Annotated in this window: 14 protein-coding genes; 10 read left to right on the top strand and 4 right to left on the bottom strand. The window is 71.6% G+C overall.

What is annotated here, in order from left to right; all coding sequences use genetic code 11:
* Window positions 1-135: 135 nt before the first annotated feature.
* The 4 genes from map (at window position 136) to FB384_RS01270 (ending at window position 5,401) form a co-directional block, all read left to right on the top strand.
* Window positions 136-993 (top strand): type I methionyl aminopeptidase, encoded by an 858-nt coding sequence (map, locus tag FB384_RS01285; protein ID WP_183778344.1) that lies wholly within the window; start codon window positions 136-138, stop codon window positions 991-993.
* A gap of 331 nt (window positions 994-1,324) precedes the next feature.
* Window positions 1,325-2,119: a 3-hydroxybutyrate dehydrogenase gene (locus FB384_RS01280; protein WP_183778342.1), complete on the top strand. Its 795-nt coding sequence runs from the start codon at window positions 1,325-1,327 to the stop codon at window positions 2,117-2,119.
* A 55-nt stretch (window positions 2,120-2,174) separates the two neighbouring features.
* Window positions 2,175-3,578, top strand: coding sequence for an MFS transporter (locus FB384_RS01275; protein ID WP_183778340.1), 1,404 nt, complete (start codon window positions 2,175-2,177; stop codon window positions 3,576-3,578).
* Window positions 3,575-5,401 (top strand): helix-turn-helix domain-containing protein, encoded by a 1,827-nt coding sequence (locus FB384_RS01270; protein ID WP_183778338.1) that lies wholly within the window; start codon window positions 3,575-3,577, stop codon window positions 5,399-5,401. The genes FB384_RS01275 and FB384_RS01270 overlap by 4 nt, the downstream gene beginning before the upstream one ends.
* Before the next feature lie 140 nt (window positions 5,402-5,541).
* Here the strand turns inward: FB384_RS01270 and FB384_RS01265 are convergent, their stop codons facing one another.
* Window positions 5,542-6,219, bottom strand: coding sequence for a FadR/GntR family transcriptional regulator (locus FB384_RS01265; RefSeq protein WP_183778336.1), 678 nt, complete (start codon window positions 6,217-6,219; stop codon window positions 5,542-5,544).
* Window positions 6,220-6,319: 100 nt separating this feature from the next.
* Between FB384_RS01265 and FB384_RS01260 the strand changes: the two genes are divergently transcribed.
* Window positions 6,320-7,606: an MFS transporter gene (locus FB384_RS01260; RefSeq protein ID WP_372497688.1), complete on the top strand. Its 1,287-nt coding sequence runs from the start codon at window positions 6,320-6,322 to the stop codon at window positions 7,604-7,606.
* A 171-nt stretch (window positions 7,607-7,777) separates the two neighbouring features.
* Here the strand turns inward: FB384_RS01260 and FB384_RS01255 are convergent, their stop codons facing one another.
* Window positions 7,778-9,178: a mycothione reductase gene (locus FB384_RS01255; protein WP_183778335.1), complete on the bottom strand. Its 1,401-nt coding sequence runs from the start codon at window positions 9,176-9,178 to the stop codon at window positions 7,778-7,780.
* Between the two features lie 105 nt (window positions 9,179-9,283).
* Between FB384_RS01255 and FB384_RS01250 the strand changes: the two genes are divergently transcribed.
* Complete coding sequence (locus FB384_RS01250; RefSeq protein WP_183778334.1) at window positions 9,284-10,687, top strand: CobW family GTP-binding protein; 1,404 nt, start codon at window positions 9,284-9,286, stop codon at window positions 10,685-10,687.
* Between the two features lie 433 nt (window positions 10,688-11,120).
* Here FB384_RS01250 and FB384_RS01245 read toward each other — a convergent pair whose 3' ends face one another.
* A complete protein-coding gene (locus tag FB384_RS01245) occupies window positions 11,121-12,614 on the bottom strand; it encodes a cobyric acid synthase (protein WP_183778333.1) in 1,494 nt (497 codons plus the stop codon).
* 107 nt (window positions 12,615-12,721) lie between these two features.
* Between FB384_RS01245 and FB384_RS01240 the strand changes: the two genes are divergently transcribed.
* From FB384_RS01240 to FB384_RS01225, 4 genes are all read left to right on the top strand, one after another.
* Window positions 12,722-13,534, top strand: a complete 813-nt coding sequence (locus tag FB384_RS01240) for a serine protease (RefSeq protein WP_183784781.1) — start codon at window positions 12,722-12,724, stop codon at window positions 13,532-13,534.
* A gap of 74 nt (window positions 13,535-13,608) precedes the next feature.
* Window positions 13,609-14,043: a GNAT family N-acetyltransferase gene (locus tag FB384_RS01235; RefSeq protein WP_183778332.1), complete on the top strand. Its 435-nt coding sequence runs from the start codon at window positions 13,609-13,611 to the stop codon at window positions 14,041-14,043.
* Window positions 14,044-14,357: 314 nt separating this feature from the next.
* Window positions 14,358-14,645 (top strand): hypothetical protein, encoded by a 288-nt coding sequence (locus FB384_RS01230; RefSeq protein ID WP_183778331.1) that lies wholly within the window; start codon window positions 14,358-14,360, stop codon window positions 14,643-14,645.
* Between the two features lie 115 nt (window positions 14,646-14,760).
* Window positions 14,761-15,606, top strand: a complete 846-nt coding sequence (locus tag FB384_RS01225) for an alpha/beta fold hydrolase (protein WP_183778329.1) — start codon at window positions 14,761-14,763, stop codon at window positions 15,604-15,606.
* Here the strand turns inward: FB384_RS01225 and FB384_RS01220 are convergent.
* On the bottom strand, window positions 15,581-16,459 hold the full coding sequence (locus tag FB384_RS01220) for a phosphotransferase (protein ID WP_183778327.1): 879 nt from the start codon (window positions 16,457-16,459) through the stop codon (window positions 15,581-15,583). The genes FB384_RS01225 and FB384_RS01220 overlap by 26 nt on opposite strands.
* Between the last annotated feature and the right edge of the window lie 10 nt (window positions 16,460-16,469).

Genomic DNA, 16,469 nt, shown 5'->3' with positions numbered 1-16,469 from the left:
CGCGCTGCCGCGCGACTAGGCCCACCCGTCGCCCGGCCGCCACCCCCCAACGCCGCGCTGCCGCGCGACTAGGCCCACCCGTCTCCCGGCCGCCACCCCCCAACGCCGCGCTGCCGCGCGACTAGACTTCTGGGTATGCCCGCTCGTGCTCCGCTGAAGCCCGGCGTCCAGACACCGCGCCGTGAGGTCCCGCCGTCGATCACCCGTCCCGAATATGTCGACAAACCCGCCCCGAAGCGGGACGACAGCGGTGCGGTCCGCACCCCCGAGACCATCGAGGCGATGCGGGTGGCCAGCAAGATCGCGGCTCAGGCGTTGCAGGAGGGTGGCAAGGCGGTCAAGCCCGGCAACACCACCGACGACGTCGACAAGGTCGTGCACGAGTTCCTGATGGACCACGGCGCCTACCCGTCGACCCTCGGCTACCGGGGTTTCCCCAAGTCGTGCTGCACCTCCATGAACGAGGTCATCTGTCACGGAATCCCGGACTCGACGGTCATCGAGGACGGCGACATCTGCAACATCGACGTCACGGCCTACATCGGCGGCGTGCACGGTGACACCAACGCCACATTCCTGGCAGGCGACGTCGACGAGGAGGCCCGCCTTCTCGTCGAGCGCACCGAGGAGGCGTTGAAGCGCGCGATCAAGGCCGTCCGGCCGGGCAGGCAGCTCAACGTCATCGGCCGTGTCATCGAGGTCTACGCCAAGCGGTTCGACTACGGCGTCGTGCGCGACTTCACCGGCCACGGTGTCGGCCCGGCGTTCCACACCGAGCCGACGGTGCTGCACTACGAGGAGCCGAACGTCACCACGCTCATCGAGGAGGGCATGACCTTCACGATCGAGCCGATGATCACCCTGGGCACGATCGACTACGACGTGTGGGACGACGACTGGACGGTCACCACCAAGGACAAGAAGTGGACCGCCCAGTTCGAGCACACGCTCGTGGTGAACGCCGACGGCGCGGAGATCCTCACCCTGCCCTGAATCCGCGGACCGGCGGAAGTCCGGGCGCAGCCGCCCCGTCGAGGGCGGCAGCTTGCGGGGGACTGTCACGTCGCCGAGTTCGGCCACCCGCGGCCGGCCGGCCAGCCTTCCGCCGCTGAGTAGGACCAGGGGAACGGCGCCGTGGCGAGGCGGGCCGTCGTCGAATCCGGACCCCATTGCCGGGTCCCATTGCTGGGGCCCGTCTCATCGCGCCGCGGATTGCCACGTCGTGTGATCAGCCGTGAATGTCGCCGGCATACACTGCACACCCGCGAGGTGTATGGCGTGACCACATAGCAGCGGCGGGGTGTTCCACTTATGGTCGACACCTGTGACCACGACCACTCCCATTGCCGCCGGAGCGGCGGCCACGTCGCCGTACCCGCCGCTGCACGGGCGCAGCGTGCTCGTCACGGGTGGTGCGGGCGGCATAGGCCGTGCCTGCGTCCGCGCGTTCGCGGAAGCGGGCGCGTCGGTACATCTCGTCGACGTCGACGAGCAGGCCGCCGCCGCGGCCGCGGACGACAGCGGGGCCCAGGCGCATACCGCCGACCTCACCGACCCCGCCGCGATCGACGGGCTTCCCTGCGACGTCGACATCCTCGTCAACAACGCGGGAATCCAGCACGTCGCGCCCATCCCGGATTTCCCACCCGAGATGTTCCGCACCATCCAGAGCCTCATGGTCACGGCGCCGTTCTTGCTGCTGCGCCGCGTGTTGCCGGGCATGTATGAACGCGGCTGGGGCCGCATCGTCAACATCTCGAGCGTGCACGGCCTCCGCGCCAGCCCGAACAAGTCCGCCTATGTGGCGGCGAAACACGCGCTCGAAGGACTCAGCAAGGTCACCGCGCTCGAAGCGGCAGCCCACGGGGTGACCAGCAACTGCATCGACCCCGGCTACGTGCGCACACCCCTGGTCGCCGGTCAGATCGCCGACCAGGCCCGCACCCGCGGCATCGGCGAGGACGCCGTCACCGACGACGTCTTCCTCGCCCGCACGGCGGTGAAACGCCTCATCGAACCGGAGGAGGTCGCCGCCGTCGCGATGTGGCTGTGCGGTGATCACGCGGCCTACCTCACCGGCGCGTCGATCCCGGTCGACGGCGGCTGGACCGCCGCCTGAGGCGGCCCGCAGACTCCCCACCCGTCCCCGCACACACAACGAAGTGGTGATCGAGATGACAGATCCGACGTCCGGGCCGACCCCCGGCGCCGCCGAGTCCGGAGAGCAGCCGAAACGGACCTCCATCGTCCGCGTCGTCAGCGCGAGCATGATCGGAACCACCGTCGAGTGGTACGACTTCTTCCTCTACGGCTCGGCCGCCGCGCTCGTGTTCAACAAGCTGTTCTTTCCCGACTACGACCCGCTGGTCGGCGTCATGCTGGCGTTCGCCACCTACGCCATCGGCTTCGTGGCCCGCCCGCTCGGCGGGCTCGTGTTCGGTCACTTCGGCGACAAGCTCGGCCGCAAGAAGCTGCTCGTGCTGAGTCTGCTGCTCATGGGTGTCGCCACGTTCCTCATGGGTCTGTTGCCCACCTACGCGACCATCGGTATCGCGGCGCCACTGCTGTTGATCTTCCTGCGGCTGGTGCAGGGTTTCGCGGTCGGCGGCGAATGGGGCGGCGCCGTGCTGATCGTCTCCGAACACGGCGATGCGAAGCGGCGCGGGTTCTGGGCCTCGTGGCCGCAGGCCGGCGTTCCGGCCGGCAACCTGCTCGCCACCGCGGTGCTGGCGATACTGGCCGCCGTGCAGAGTGACGCGGCGTTCGAGGCCTGGGGCTGGCGGATCCCGTTCCTGCTTTCGGGCGTGCTCGTGGGAATCGGCCTCTGGATCCGGCTCGCGGTCGAGGAATCACCGGTGTTCGTCGAGGCGGTCAAGAAGGCGGGCGACAACCCGGCGCCCGAGAAGGCGCCGATCCTGACGGTCCTGCGGTACAACTGGCGCCAGGTGCTCATCGCCATGGGCGCGCGCTTCGGCGAGAACGCCTCGTACTACGTGATCACCGCGTTCGTGCTCACGTACCTCACCACGCATCTGGAGCTCCCCAAATCCCTCGGCCTCAACGCCGTGCTGATCGGTTCGGCCGTGCACTTCGCGGTGATCCCGTTCTGGGGCTGGCTCTCCGATGTCGTGGGCCGCCGTGCCGTGTACCTGTTCGGGGCGATCGGCATGGGCGTGTGGGCGTTCGTGTTCTTCGCGCTCCTCGACACTGCATCGCCGCTGGGCACCATCGTGGCGGTCACGGTCGGGTTGGTCCTGCACGGCGCCATGTACAGCCCGCAGGCCGCGTTCTTCTCCGAGCTGTTCGGCACGAAGGTGCGCTACTCGGGCGCGTCGATCGGATACCAGCTCGCCTCGATCGCCGCGGGCGGGCTCGCACCGCTCATCGCGACGGCGCTGCTCAGCAGCACCGGCGCCAGCCTGGCGATCTCGCTGTACGTCGCCGCGACCTGCGCGATCACGATCGTCGCGGTGTACCTGGCCAAGGAGACCAGGGGCCGCTCGCTGGTCGACGAGGACGGAGCCGATGACGCCGGCGAGACCCGTCCGGCCGACACCGGTGCGACGATCGAGCGGTGACCGACGGCGCTGCCCGACTCCTGCGACTGCTGGCCGACGGCGCTTCGGCGGAGGACCTCGCCCGGGCCGACACCGGGGAGACCGACGACGAAGCGCTGCGGCTGGCGTTGACGATCCGGCGCACTCTCGACGCCCACACGCGGCGCGAGACCGAGCTGGCCGCGCTGTTCGACACGGCCAGTGACCTCGCGCGGTTGCGGGACCTGGACGCCGTGCTGCGGTCGATCGTCCACCGGGCGCGCATGCTGCTGCGGGTCGACATGTCGTATCTGAGTCTCAACGACGAGGAATCCGACAACACCTACATGCGCGTCACGGACGGCTCCGCGTCGGCGCTGTTCCAGCAGGTGCGTCTCGGGATGGGGGAAGGTCTCGGCGGGCTGGTCGCGCAGACGGTGCGGCCCTACGCCACGTCGAACTACCCGGCCGACGACCGGTTCCGCCACACCGGGTCGATCGACAAGGCCGTGCGTGACGAGGGTCTGATCGCCATCCTCGGCGTCCCGCTGGCACTCGGCGACCGCGTCATCGGCGTGCTCTACGCCTCGGACCGCAGGCCACGGACGTTCACGCCGGACGAGGTCGCGCTGCTGTCGTCGCTGGCCGATCACGCCGCGATCGCGATCGACAACGCCCGTCTCATCGAGTCCAGCGCCGCGGCGCTGGACGAGCTGGGCCAGGCCAACGAGACGATCCGCGCGCATCACGAATCGCTCGCGCGGGCGCAGGACGCCCACGACCGGCTGGCGGAGCTCGTGCTCGGGGGCGCGGACGTCCAGCGCGTCGCCGAGGCCGTCGCGGCGGTGCTCGACGGTGGCATCGTCGTGCACGACCCCGATGGGGTGCGGCTGGCGTGCGCGGGCGCGGAGCCTGCCGACCTGAGTCCGTACGCGTTGGCGGCCTCGCGTGCCTCGGGTCGCGCCGTCGCCGATGCCGGCGACTGGGTGTGCGCGGTCATGGCAGGACCGCAACTGCTCGGCAGCATCACGCTCACCGGAAGGCCCGACCTGGGCGATGCGGATCGGCGGCTGTTCGAACGGGCGGGCATGGTGACGGCGCTGCTGCTGTTGCTGCGCTCGTCGGCTGCCGAGGCCGAGGACCGGGTGCGCGGTGAGCTGCTCACCGACCTGCTCAGCGTCCCCGAGCGGGACCCCGCGACCCTGCTGGAACGCGGACGCAGGCTCGGCGTGGATCTGAACGAACCGCATGCCGTGCTGCTGCTGCACGCCGACGGCGAGGCGGGCCTCACGCGCGCTCGGCTGGCCTCGGTCGCAGCCCGCTACGGCGTGCTCGCCGGTGTGCACGCCGACCGGGTGGTGCTGTTGATCGGAAGCGAACGGCCGGGAGAGGTGGCGCGTACGGTCGCCGCGGACCTCACGCGGCAGCTCCACGGTCCGGTCACGGTCGGTGCGGCCGGTCCGGCAAGCGGGCCCGCGCAGATCGCCGAGGCACACGCCGAGGCCGCCCGCTGTCTGCGCGGGCTGCTCTCACTGGGCAGGCAGGGAACCGGCGCGGATGCGGCGGACCTCGGATTCGTCGGACTGCTGCTCGGGGACAGGGCGAACGTGCCCGACTTCGTGCGCGCCACGCTCGGACCGGTACTCGACTACGACGCCGAGCGCGGTACGGACCTGGTCAACACCCTGTCCGCCTATTTCGCCTGCAACGGCAGTCTGACGCGCGCCAAGGACCGGCTGCACGTCCACGTCAACACCGTGGCGCAGCGGCTCGAACGCGTGTCCTCGCTGCTCGGCGACGACTGGCAGGAGCCGGAGCGCGCGCTCGAACTCCAGCTCGCGCTGCGGCTGCATCGGCTCGGCTGACCACGCGGTCGTCACCGCCGCAACACGGCCGCCGGGAACCCAGTCGCGCGGCCGTGAGGGGTGGCGGTCGGGTGGAGGGGAGAGCAATACGGGCCGGGAACCGCGCCCCGGGGTCGTCGGTGCGTCGTCCGCCGGTGCGTTCAGCTCAGGTTGCTGTGTGCGTCGAGCTCGTCGAAGAAGGCGCACACCTCGGTGGCCGCGCGGTCGGCGTCCCTGGCGACGAGTGCGGCGAGCAGGCCGCGGTGGCCTTCCTCCTTGGGGTGGGGGAGGCCGAGCCTGGTCATCGCCGCGACGCTGGCGACGACCACTTCGGTCAGTCCGCGGTACAGCTCGGTGAGCACGGAGTTGTGCGCCGCTTCGACAGCCGCCTGGTGGAACGCGGCGTCGATGCGGACGTAGTCGTCCATGTCGCGGTCGGCCCATGCGCGGTCGCGGCCGTCGAGCAGCTCGCGTAGCCGGGCGAGGTCGTCGTCGGTGCGTGCCAGGGCGGCTAGGCGGGCACCCTCGACTTCGAGGGGTTTGCGTACCTGGAGCACTTCGCGCAGTTCGGTGCCCGCGAGTTTGCGGATCGCGCCGGACACCTCGCTCGTGGCGCGCACGTAGGTCCCGTCGCCCTGCCGGACGTCGAGCAGGCCGCTGTGCGCCAGTGCGCGGACCGCCTCGCGCACCGTGTTGCGTCCCACGCCGAGGTCGGCCGCCAGCGACGCCTCGGTGGGGATGCGTTCACCGAGTGGCCATTCACCGCTGCGGATCGCCTCACTCAGCTGGCCGATCACCTGGTCGACCAGCCCGGAGCGCTGGGGTGCGGACAGTGGCACGGGCGGCACCTCCTTCGGGATCGGCCATTCTGCCGAACGCCGATCACACCATGAAAGGTTGGTTCGCCCGGTCATCCTACCTTTTGTTAGCGTCGTGGGTATGGCGAGCAGTTCCATGGAGTCCCGTACCGCGGGCCCCGGCACCACGGCTGCCGACGCGGAGGAACCCGACGCCGCGGCGACACCGGCCGCAGCGGGGCGCGGGCGATCCCGGTGGCATGGCGCGGTGGGTGCCGGGGCCGGTCTGCTCGCCGTGGCGGTGGTGCTCGCCGCGATGAACCTCCGGCCGGCCGTGACCTCCGTGGGCGCCATCCTCGACGAGATGACCCGCGCCCTCGGTGCGAGCGGGTCGTGGGCCGGCGCGCTGACGACGATGCCCGGGCTGTGTTTCGCACTCGCCGGCTTCGGGGCGCCCTGGCTGGCGCGCCGGATCGGACTGTCCGCCGCCGTCGCCACGGCACTGGCGGTGCTCACCTGCGGACTGCTGCTGCGCATCGTCGACGGTCCGCTCGTGGTGCTGGCGGGAACGTTCGTGGCCAGCGCGGGTATCGCACTCGCCAACGTCCTGATCCCCGTCGTCATCAGGACCTCGTTCGCCGCCCGAGTGGGCCTGATGACCGGGATCTACACGGCGGCGCTGCAGACCGGTGGCGCGCTGGGGTCCTCGTTCACGCCACCACTGACGGAACTCACCGGCGGCTGGCGAGGCGGTCTCGGTGGTTGGGCGGTGCTCGCCGTCGTCGCGCTGGTGCTGTGGTTCGCCGCGACCCGCGGCGGCGGCCTCAGCGCATCACACGCGGCGCAGTCGGCAGAGCCCCGGCGATCGCTGCTGCGCAACCGGCTCGCATGGATCGTCACCGGCTTCTTCGGCACACAGGCGTGCTTCGCCTACATCATGATGGGCTGGATGCCGCAGGTGCTCATCGACGCCGGGGTGAGCCGGACCAGCGCGGGACTGCTGATGGGGCTGGTGTCGCTGCTGGGCCTGCCGGTCAGTTTCTTCGTCCCGCCACTGGTCGTCGCCCGCGGCGGCCTCGGCTTCTGGTCGGTCGGGCTCGGACTGCTCGGCATCACCGGACTGACCGGCCTGCTGCTGGCCCCCGCCGCCGCGCCGCTGCTGTGGTCCATCCTCATCGGACTCGGCATGGCGGTGTTCTCCCTCGCCATCACCGCGATCACGCTGCGCGGCCGGACCGGCACCGACACCGCGTCGCTGTCCGGCATGGCACAGGGACTCGGCTACCTGCTGGGCGCGCTCGGCCCGTTCGCCTTCGGTGTGCTGCACGACCTCACCGGCGGCTGGACGGTGCCGCTGACGATGGTGCTCGTCGTCGTGACCGCCCAGCTCGCCTTCGGCTGGTACGCGGGCAAACCGCGATACGTCTAGCGGCCGCCTGTACAAGGGCGGCGAGACCCGCGCGGGGCATGATCAGGGAAGACTCGTGGCGCCCTCCCGTCGGCCCGGCCACCAGCCCCTCACGGACACGCCGATGCGTGGTTGTGCGCGTGCCCCAAGGTGCCCTTGTGCGCCTCGGGGGCACTGAACCGGGGCGCGCCGTCAGTCGAGCGGCAGGTTCAGCAGCGCGTTCTCGATCAGTTCCGGCATGGCCGGGTGGATCCAGTACTGGCCGCGGGCCATGCTGCGCGCGTCCAGGTCGAAGCTCATCGCCTGGATCAGCGGCTGGATCAGCGTCGGCGCCTGCGGGCCGATGATGTGCGCGCCGAGCAGCTTCCCGGTCGACGGATCGGCGAGCAGCTTGGCGAAGTGCGCCTCGTCCTCCATCGCCCAGCCGTAGGCGATGCCGCCGTAGTCCTGGGTCGCCGTCACGTACGCCACGCCCTGGGCCGCGGCGTCCCGTTCCGTCAGCCCCACCGAGGCGATCTGCGGTGAGCCGAACACCGCGTGCGGCACGAACCGGTGGTCGGCCGCCACGGCGGAATCCTCGACTCCCAGGTCGTGCAGCAGGTTGTGCTGCACCACGCGCGCCTCGTGGTTGGCCACGTGCTTGAGTTCGGCGGGGGAGCTGATGTCGCCCAGCGCGTAGATCCCGTCGACGGCCGTGCGCTGGTACTCGTCGACCTCGACGTGCCCCGACGGTGTCACGGCGACGCCGGTCGTCCCGACGTTCAGCAGGTCCGCGTTCGACCGCCTGCCGGTGGCCACCAGCAACAGATCACCGTCGACCGTCTCGTGTCCGCCCGGACCGTCGAGATCCAGCGCGATCCCCGTCTCCGTGCGGCGGGCGCGGGTCGTGGTGCGGTTGAGGCGCAGGTCGATCCGCTGTGCGGCGAGCTCGGTGTAGCGGCGGCTGACGTCCTCGTCCTCGGCGCGCAGCATCGCCCCGGAACGGGCGATCAGCGTGACCTCGACGCCGAACGCCGAGAACACGTGCGCGAACTCGGCCGCGACGAACCCGCTGCCGAGGATGACCAGCCGTCGCGGCAGCTCGTCGATCCGCATGACCGTGTCCGACGTGTGGAAGCCGGTCTCGGCCAGGCCCGGAACGTCGGGAGCGACCGCCCGGCCGCCCGCCGCGAGCACGAAACGGTCGGCGGTGATCGTCTCCGGCCCGTCGGCCAGCTCGACGGTCAGCTCCTTGTGCCCGGTGAACCGGCCCTCGCCTTCGTAGACGGTGACGTTCGCGTTGTCGTCGTGTTCGATGCGGTACTCGCGGCCGCCCGCGGCGATCGCGTCGATACGCCCGAAGATGCGGTCACGGATGTCGCGCCAGCGCACCCCGTCCAGCGTCTCGTCGACCCCCAGTCGTGCCGCCGCCGCCGGCGTCGCGGCGAGGTCCGCGGGGTGGACGAACATCTTCGTCGGGATGCAGCCCACGTTCAGGCACGTGCCGCCGAAGACGCCCTTCTCGACGATGGCGACCTTCCGGTCGGCGAAACGCTGGTCGAGGATCGAGTTCCCCGAGCCGGTCCCGATGATGACGATGTCGTAGTGCGGCACGTCGGTACCCTCTCAGGCCGTGGGTTTGCCGGTCTGTCCGCCTACCTCAACCCGTCCAGACGCCCGAGTGTTCCCAGGAGGTCGACACGTGGCTGGGAGGCAAGCATGACTGCGAGCGGTCAGCAGCGGCGTCGCGGTGCTGCGGGCCGTGGCGCGGCCCGCCGGGTGCCGGTCGTGATCCTGGCCGGCTTCCTCGGCGCAGGGAAGACGACGCTGCTCAACCACCTGCTCGCGGGCGCACGCGGCACGCGCATCGGCGTCGTCGTCAACGACTTCGGCAGCGTGAACGTCGACGCGCTGAGCGTGGCGGGCCAGGTGGACTCGATGGTCTCCCTCGAGAACGGGTGCCTGTGCTGCGCCGTCGACGCGAGCGGACTGGACCGGATGCTGTCGGTGCTCACCGACCCGGCGGCGGAGCTGGACCTCGTCGTCGTGGAGGCGAGCGGTCTCGCCGAACCGCGCAGCCTCGTGCGGCTCGTACTCGCCAGCGAGGACCCGTACGTCGAGTACGGCGGCCTGGTCGAGCTCGTCGACGCCGCCGAGTTCCCCGCACTGCGCGAGCGGCATCCCGAGCTGGCCGACCAGGTGGCGATGGCCGACCTCGTCGTGCTCAACAAGGTCGACCGCGCCGCCGACGGCGTCGCGGACCTGGTCCGCGAACTGGCGGGCCCGACGCCGGTGCTGCCCGCCGAGTTCGGGCGGATCGACCCGGAGCTGCTGTTCGACCGCGTCACCGCCGCGCCGGACGACGGCCCGCGCCAGCTCACGTTCGACGACCTGCGGCTCGCCGAGGCCGACGCGGACGACCACGATGATCACTCCACGCACGCACACGCCGTCTACGACACCGTCACCGTCGAGACCGGCCCACTGCATCCGCGCCGGTTCGCCGCGTTCCTCGAGGCCCGGCCCGCCGGGCTGTATCGGATGAAGGGCACCGTGACCGTCGGTGTGCCCGCCCGTCGCGAGGGGTACGAGGTGCACACCGTCGGGGCGTACGTGCGCGCTGAGCGGGTGGCGCGGCCCGGCGACCGGGGGAGCAGGCTGGTGCTCATCGGTGCCGGAGTGGACGCCGAGGGGCTGCGCGCCGAGGTGGAGAAGTGTTCGACGGCCGTCGCCGGCGAGGCCGTCGAACAGGATCTGTTGCCGCTGCTGCGGTACGTCGCCGATCCGTCCAGGGACGCGGGTGACGCCGGAGAGGACGTGGACGCAGGGGGAGTGGACGGCGATACGGCCGACGGCCTCGACGTCGCCGACCCTGCGGCTGACATCACCGATCCTGTGGTCGCTGCGGAGTTCACGGCCGCCGACGCCGTGGCCCGGGACGACGCCGTTGCCGGGGACGACGCAGTGGCCTGGGACGACGACATGGCCCGGGACGACGACATGGCCCGGGACGACGACATGGTTGCGGACGACGACGCCGAGCCGGAGCCGACCGGCTGCGTCGCTCATCCCGAGGCGTTCGACACGCTGGTCGCCCCGGAGGATTTCGATCCCGAGCGGTAGGTGAGACCTGTCCCGCCGCCGGTTCGCCGGGCGCACCACCACGGCCGGACGGCCTCCGCAACCCGCACCTGCGCGCTGCCGTGTTGTTGTGTCGGCGAGGTGGCGGTCGGGCGCCGAGCGTGCGCAACACGGTCCGGTACCTGGTGGCACGGCCCCGGAAATGCAGTCGCACGGGGTGTGCCGGGGACGGCGCCCGGGTTACGGGCGCAACCCCGCTTCCCCGAAGCGGCAACCGAGGCCGCGGGAACACAACATGGGCCCTGGAATCCGCAACACGGCCCCCTGAACCCGCAACACGGCCCCCTGAACCCGCAACACGGCCCCCTGAACCCGCAACACGGGCCCCTGAAAGCGCAACACGGCCCGGTGGGTGCACCGACGGGGCAGAGGCACAGAGGCACAGAGGGTTAGAGAGGGGCAGAGGGTCGGAGGGTCAGCTCTTCGTGAGTGTCAGGGTCGGCAGGTCGGCAGGGACGCCCTCGGTGATCAGCTTCTCGAGGGCGGCGGTGTCCACGTTGTCGTCGATCGCGTCGGCCAGGCCGTCGAGCATCGCCTCGCGCCGTTCGGCGAAACCGGGCGCGTCGGCGGGCACCCAGTCCACTCCGGACTGACGGGCGGCCTCGGCGAGCCACGCCCTGCGGAACGCGTCGTTCTCGAACACGCCGTGCCACATCGTGCCCCACACCGCATCGGTGCGGAGCCCGTCCAGGAACGGTTCCGCGGCGTGTCCGGGATCGTGGCCGGCGACGCCGTGATGGATCTCGTAGCCGCGCACGTCGTGTCCCCGCCACGACGTCGACGGTGTGGCGAGCGTCTTGTCCGCGCTGAAGGTCACCGACATCGGCAGCAGGCCGAGTCCGGTGGCACCGGCGTCGGAGGATTCGATGCCGTCGGTGATCGCCCCGCCGAGCATCTGGTAGCCGCCGCAGATGCCGAGCACCGGCCTGCCCGTCTCGGCGCGGTGGCGGACGGCGTCGTCGAGCCCTCGCTGCCGCAACCACGCCAGGTCATCCACAGTGGACCGAGTGCCGGGCAGGACGGCGATGTCGGCGGCGGCGACCACGTCCGGGTCGGCAGTGACGGTCACGTCGACGCCCGGTTCGGCCGCCAGCGGGTCGAGATCGGTGGCGTTGGACACGCGGGGAAACCGCACCGCCGCCACGCGCAGGGTCGCGCCCGCCCCGCGCCGGTGCCCGTCCCAGCCCGCGATGGCGAGCGCGTCCTCCGAGTCGAGCCACACATCGGGGAGCCAGGGCAGCACGCCGAGCACGGGACGCCCGGTCAGTTCGGTGACCGACCGCAGCCCCGGTTCGAGCAGCGCGGCGTCGCCGCGGAACTTGTTCACCAGGAACGCCGCGAGATGTGCCTGGTCGGACTCGTCCACGATGCCGACCGTGCCGGCCAGCGCCGCGAGCAACCCGCCCCGGTCGACATCGCCGACCAGCAGCACCGGCAGGTCGGCCGCGCGGGCCAGGCCCATGTTCACGTAGTCGCCGTCGCGCAGGTTCGTCTCCGCGGGGCTGCCCGCGCCCTCGCAGACGACGACGTCGAACCGCTCGCGCAGCTCGTCCAGCGCGGCGAAGGCGGCGTCCGCCAGTTCCCGGCGGCCGTGAGCCCAGTCACCCGCATGGAGGTCGCCCCAGGGCGTGCCGCGCAGCACGACGTGACTGCGCCGGTCACCGCCCGGCTTGAGGAGTACGGGGTTCATCGCGGACTCGGGCTCGGCGCCCGCGGCGACGGCCTGCAGCCACTGGGCCCTGCCGATCTCCGCGCCGTCGGCGCAGACCATCGAGTTGTTCGACATGTTCTGCGCCTTGAACGGCGCCACTCGCACGCCGCGGCGCGCGAGCCAGCGGCACACGCCGGCGGCCACTGTGGACTTGCCGGCGTCGGATGTCGTTCCTGCGATCAAGAGGCCACCACGCACGCCCGTACGGTAGTCCACCCGATCCAGCGACCCCGGATTCGGGCATGTGGGCCGTAGCCTGGGCCGGACTCGATCAGCAGACCTACGAGGGGACCGCTATGCCCGTGATGCCCGCATCGCCGCGTTCCGGCGGTGTCCGTCCGGCCCGCCGCAGCTCGTCCGTGCTCGCCGCGCTCGCGCTGACGGCCCTGACGAGCGCCGCGCTGGTGCCGGCGACGGCGAGCGCCGCGGAACCGTACGTCGTGGGCGGCGAGGAGACGTCCGTGACCGACCACTCCTACGCCGTGTACCTCGTCGACGACGACGGTAGGCAGTTCTGCGGCGGTACGCTCACGTCGTCACGGAAGGTGGTCACCGCGGCACACTGCGCCGACGCACTGCCAGCCGACGAGCTCGGCGTCGTCGCGGGTAGGCAGGACACACGCACCGACCGTGGCATCGAAGCCGGTGTCCGCGACGTGTGGATCGAGCCGAGCTATCAGAACCCCGTGTCGGGCGGAGACATCGCCGTGCTCTCGCTCGACCGCACCGTGCCGTACCGCACCGCGAAGGTCGCCGACTCCTCCGACTCGGAGAAGTACAGCGCCGGCACCGAGGCGACGGTCCTCGGCTGGGGCAGGGTGGACGAATCGGGCGAGCGGTCGCACACCCTGCGTTCGGCCGACGTTCCCGTCGTCGCCGACGACACGTGCTCGCAGGCCTACGACGAGTACGACCCTGAGTCGATGGTCTGCGCCGGTTATCCGGACGGCGGCACGGACGCCTGTCAGGGCGATTCGGGCGGTCCGCTGATGGTCGGCGACACGCTCATCGGCGTGGTGTCGTGGGGCGAGGGCTGCGCCAGGCCGGGTAAGCCGGGGGTCTACACCCGTGTCTCGACGTTCGAACCGCAGCTCGGGGGTCAGGGCGTCGACTCCTGACCGTCGCCGGGCCGGCACTGCGGAGCTCCGCGGTGCCGGCGTGGGTTTTGGCACGGCCGTGTCACACTGGTCGGGTGACCGACCTGGTGGCTCGCCGCGGCCCGGATCTGACGGCCGCCGAACTGTACGACCTGCTCCGGCTACGCGTGGACGTGTTCGTCGTGGAGCAGAACTGCCCCTACGGCGAGATCGACGGCCTGGATCTACTGCCGACGACATGGCATCTGTGGGCGCCCGGCGACGCGGGAGCCGCCGGTTGCCTGCGGGTGCTGGCCGAACCGGGCGGCGTCGCCCGAGTCGGCCGGGTGGTGACGGCCCCGTCCGCGCGGGGCACCGGCCTCGGTGCGCGGCTCATGGACGCGGCGGTCCAGTACATCGGCGATGTGGAGTCGGTGCTCAACGCCCAGACCTACGCGCAGGGCTTCTACGCGCGGTTCGGCTACGAACCCGAGGGTGAGGAGTTCGACGAGGACGGCATTCCCCACATCGCCATGCGCCGGAAGGCGTGACCGGCGCGGCGCCGGACGGTCTGGCCCATTGGCCCAGCGCCGGAAAGCTTGCTGAGAACCCAGCGCCGGGAGGCTTGCTCACAGGCCCAGCGCCGGAAGGCTTGCTGAGAGGTCCACCGCCGGGAGCTCGTTCATAGACCGAGCGCTGGACGCTTGCTGATGACAGAGCGCGGGTCTACCGAGCGGTCCAGTGTTCGGATTTCTGCGTTGCCCCGGCGGGCCGGATGCGGAACACGCGGTGCTGGATGCAGAACACGCGGTGCTGGATGCAGAACACGCGAGGGATGTGCTGCGGGCTTCGGTACCGTGGATGAATGCCTCGACGTCATCGCCGATCGCGGGACGAGCGTCCGCGTCCCGCCGTGAGCGGGTGGGCGCGATCCGAGTCCGCCGAGGACGGTGACTGGCTCGTGCGCACCGTGCCGGGCGCGCAGGCGACGAAGATGTACCGCTGCCCGGGGTGTGATCACGAGATCCGGCCCGGCGTCCCGCACGTCGTGGCGTGGCCCGCCGATGAGACTGGTTCGGTGGTCGATCGCAGGCACTGGCACAACGGCTGTTGGCAGGCGCGCGGTCGCCGCGGCCCGACCCGCCGTCGCTGAGCCCGACCGCCGCTGAGCCCGACTCGCCGTCGCTGAGCACGTCCCGCCGACGACCGGACGCGCCGAGCGATCGCCGCCTCGCCGAGGTGGCGGGTGATCGGGAACAATCGCCGCCATGGCGGACCTTCCCCTCGTACTCCTGCACGCGTACCCGCTCGACGCGCGGATGTGGAACGCCGTCCGCGGCCAGTTGTCGGCCCGCACCCGCGTGATCACGCCCGATCAGCGCGGTATGGGCCGCAGTCCCTTCCCGGACGCCTCGTCCTCGAACGGCGACTCGCCCGCCTCGGCCACGACCGCTTCGAACGGAGCCGTCTCCGGCGCGGTCGCCTCGGGGAGCGCCGGCCAGCCGGACCGGGAGCCGAATCTCAACGACGCGGCCCGCGACGTCGTGGCGCTGCTCGACCGGCTCGAGATCGACCGGGTGGTGCTCGGCGGCTGCTCGATGGGCGGGTACCTGACCATGGCTGTGCTGCGGGCGGCACCCGAGCGGGTCGGCGGGCTCGTGCTCATCGACACGAAGGCCGAGGCCGACACCGATGAGGCGCGCGCGAACCGGTTGTCGGTCGCGGACCGGGCCGAAGCCGAGGGCATCACGGGCTGGCTCGCCGACGCGACGGTGCCCGCACTGCTGTCCGACTCCACTCGCGAGCGGCAGCCCGAGGTCGAGGCGCTCGTCCGCGAACTCGTCGACTCGCAGCAGCCCTCGGGAGTCGCCTGGGCCCAGCGCGCCATGGCCGCGCGGCCGGACTCCACCGACACCCTCCGCGCCGCGGACGTCCCCGCGCTGGTGCTCGTGGGGGAGCGGGACGGGCTCACGCCGCCGGACGCCGCCAGGGCGATGGCCGACGTGCTGCCCGCCGCGCGACTCGAAACGATCCCGGAGGCCGGTCACCTCACACCGCTCGAGGCGCCCGAGGCCGTGGCCAAGGCGATCACCGACTGGTATCCGGCGGGGTGAGGTACGCGGCGAGCGCCTCGCGTGCCCGCCGCCGCTCCTGACTGCCGGTGGGCGAGCCGCGCGCCAGCAGCATCCGCCAGCAGACGCCGTACAACCTGCGCAGCGCGATGAACGGCGCCAGCGCGTCGGAGTCGGGGGCGTCCGGGTAGGCGGCCACCGCGGCGGCGCCGTCGAGCAGACTCGTCCGCCGCAGTACGGCCAGATCCCACGCGACCGGGCCGAACCAGGTGTCCTCGAAGTCGGTCCACAGCAGGCCCCGTGGTGTGGTGAGCAGGTTGCCGGGGTGCGCATCGCCGTGGAGCGCCTGACCGTGAAGTGCCTGATTCCGCCCCGGCGCTTCCGCCGCTGCACGCGCGAGCCGGTCGAGGTCGGTCCGCAGACCGTCCGGTACGTCGTCGCCCAGGAGGTGCAGCAGCTGCCGCGCCTCGGCCACGGGGCCGTCGGACGGCAGGTCACCGGGGTAACCGCGGGCTGCCGCATGGACCTGCTCGAGGGTGTAGGCCACCTCGGCGGGCGCCGGTACCGCCGACCGATCGTGACGGACATAACGCCAGAACGTCACCGCATCCCCACCCGCGCCGTGCGGGCCCGGCGGCGGGTCCGACGACGGTGGCACCACGGGCGCACCGGCCCGCGCGAGGAACCCGGCGAGCCGGACCTCCCTGGCGAGTGCCGCACCAGGATCGGACCGCAGTGACGCCGTCGCACCGGGCGTCCGTGCGACCACGTCACCCAGTCTGACCAGGAGATTCGATCCCGAGGCGAGTATCTCCGGCTCGTCGGTGCGCACCCCGAACCGGCGGGCCGTGTCCAGGACGGCGGCAAGTCGAGGGGGCACCGATCGGGCACTCATGACGTGATGT

It is taken from the genome of Prauserella sediminis, from assembly GCF_014195435.1.
Taxonomy (GTDB): domain Bacteria; phylum Actinomycetota; class Actinomycetes; order Mycobacteriales; family Pseudonocardiaceae; genus Prauserella; species Prauserella salsuginis.
The sequence above is the reverse complement of the archived record's forward strand: the minus strand, read 5'-3'. Positions and strand labels throughout refer to the sequence as shown.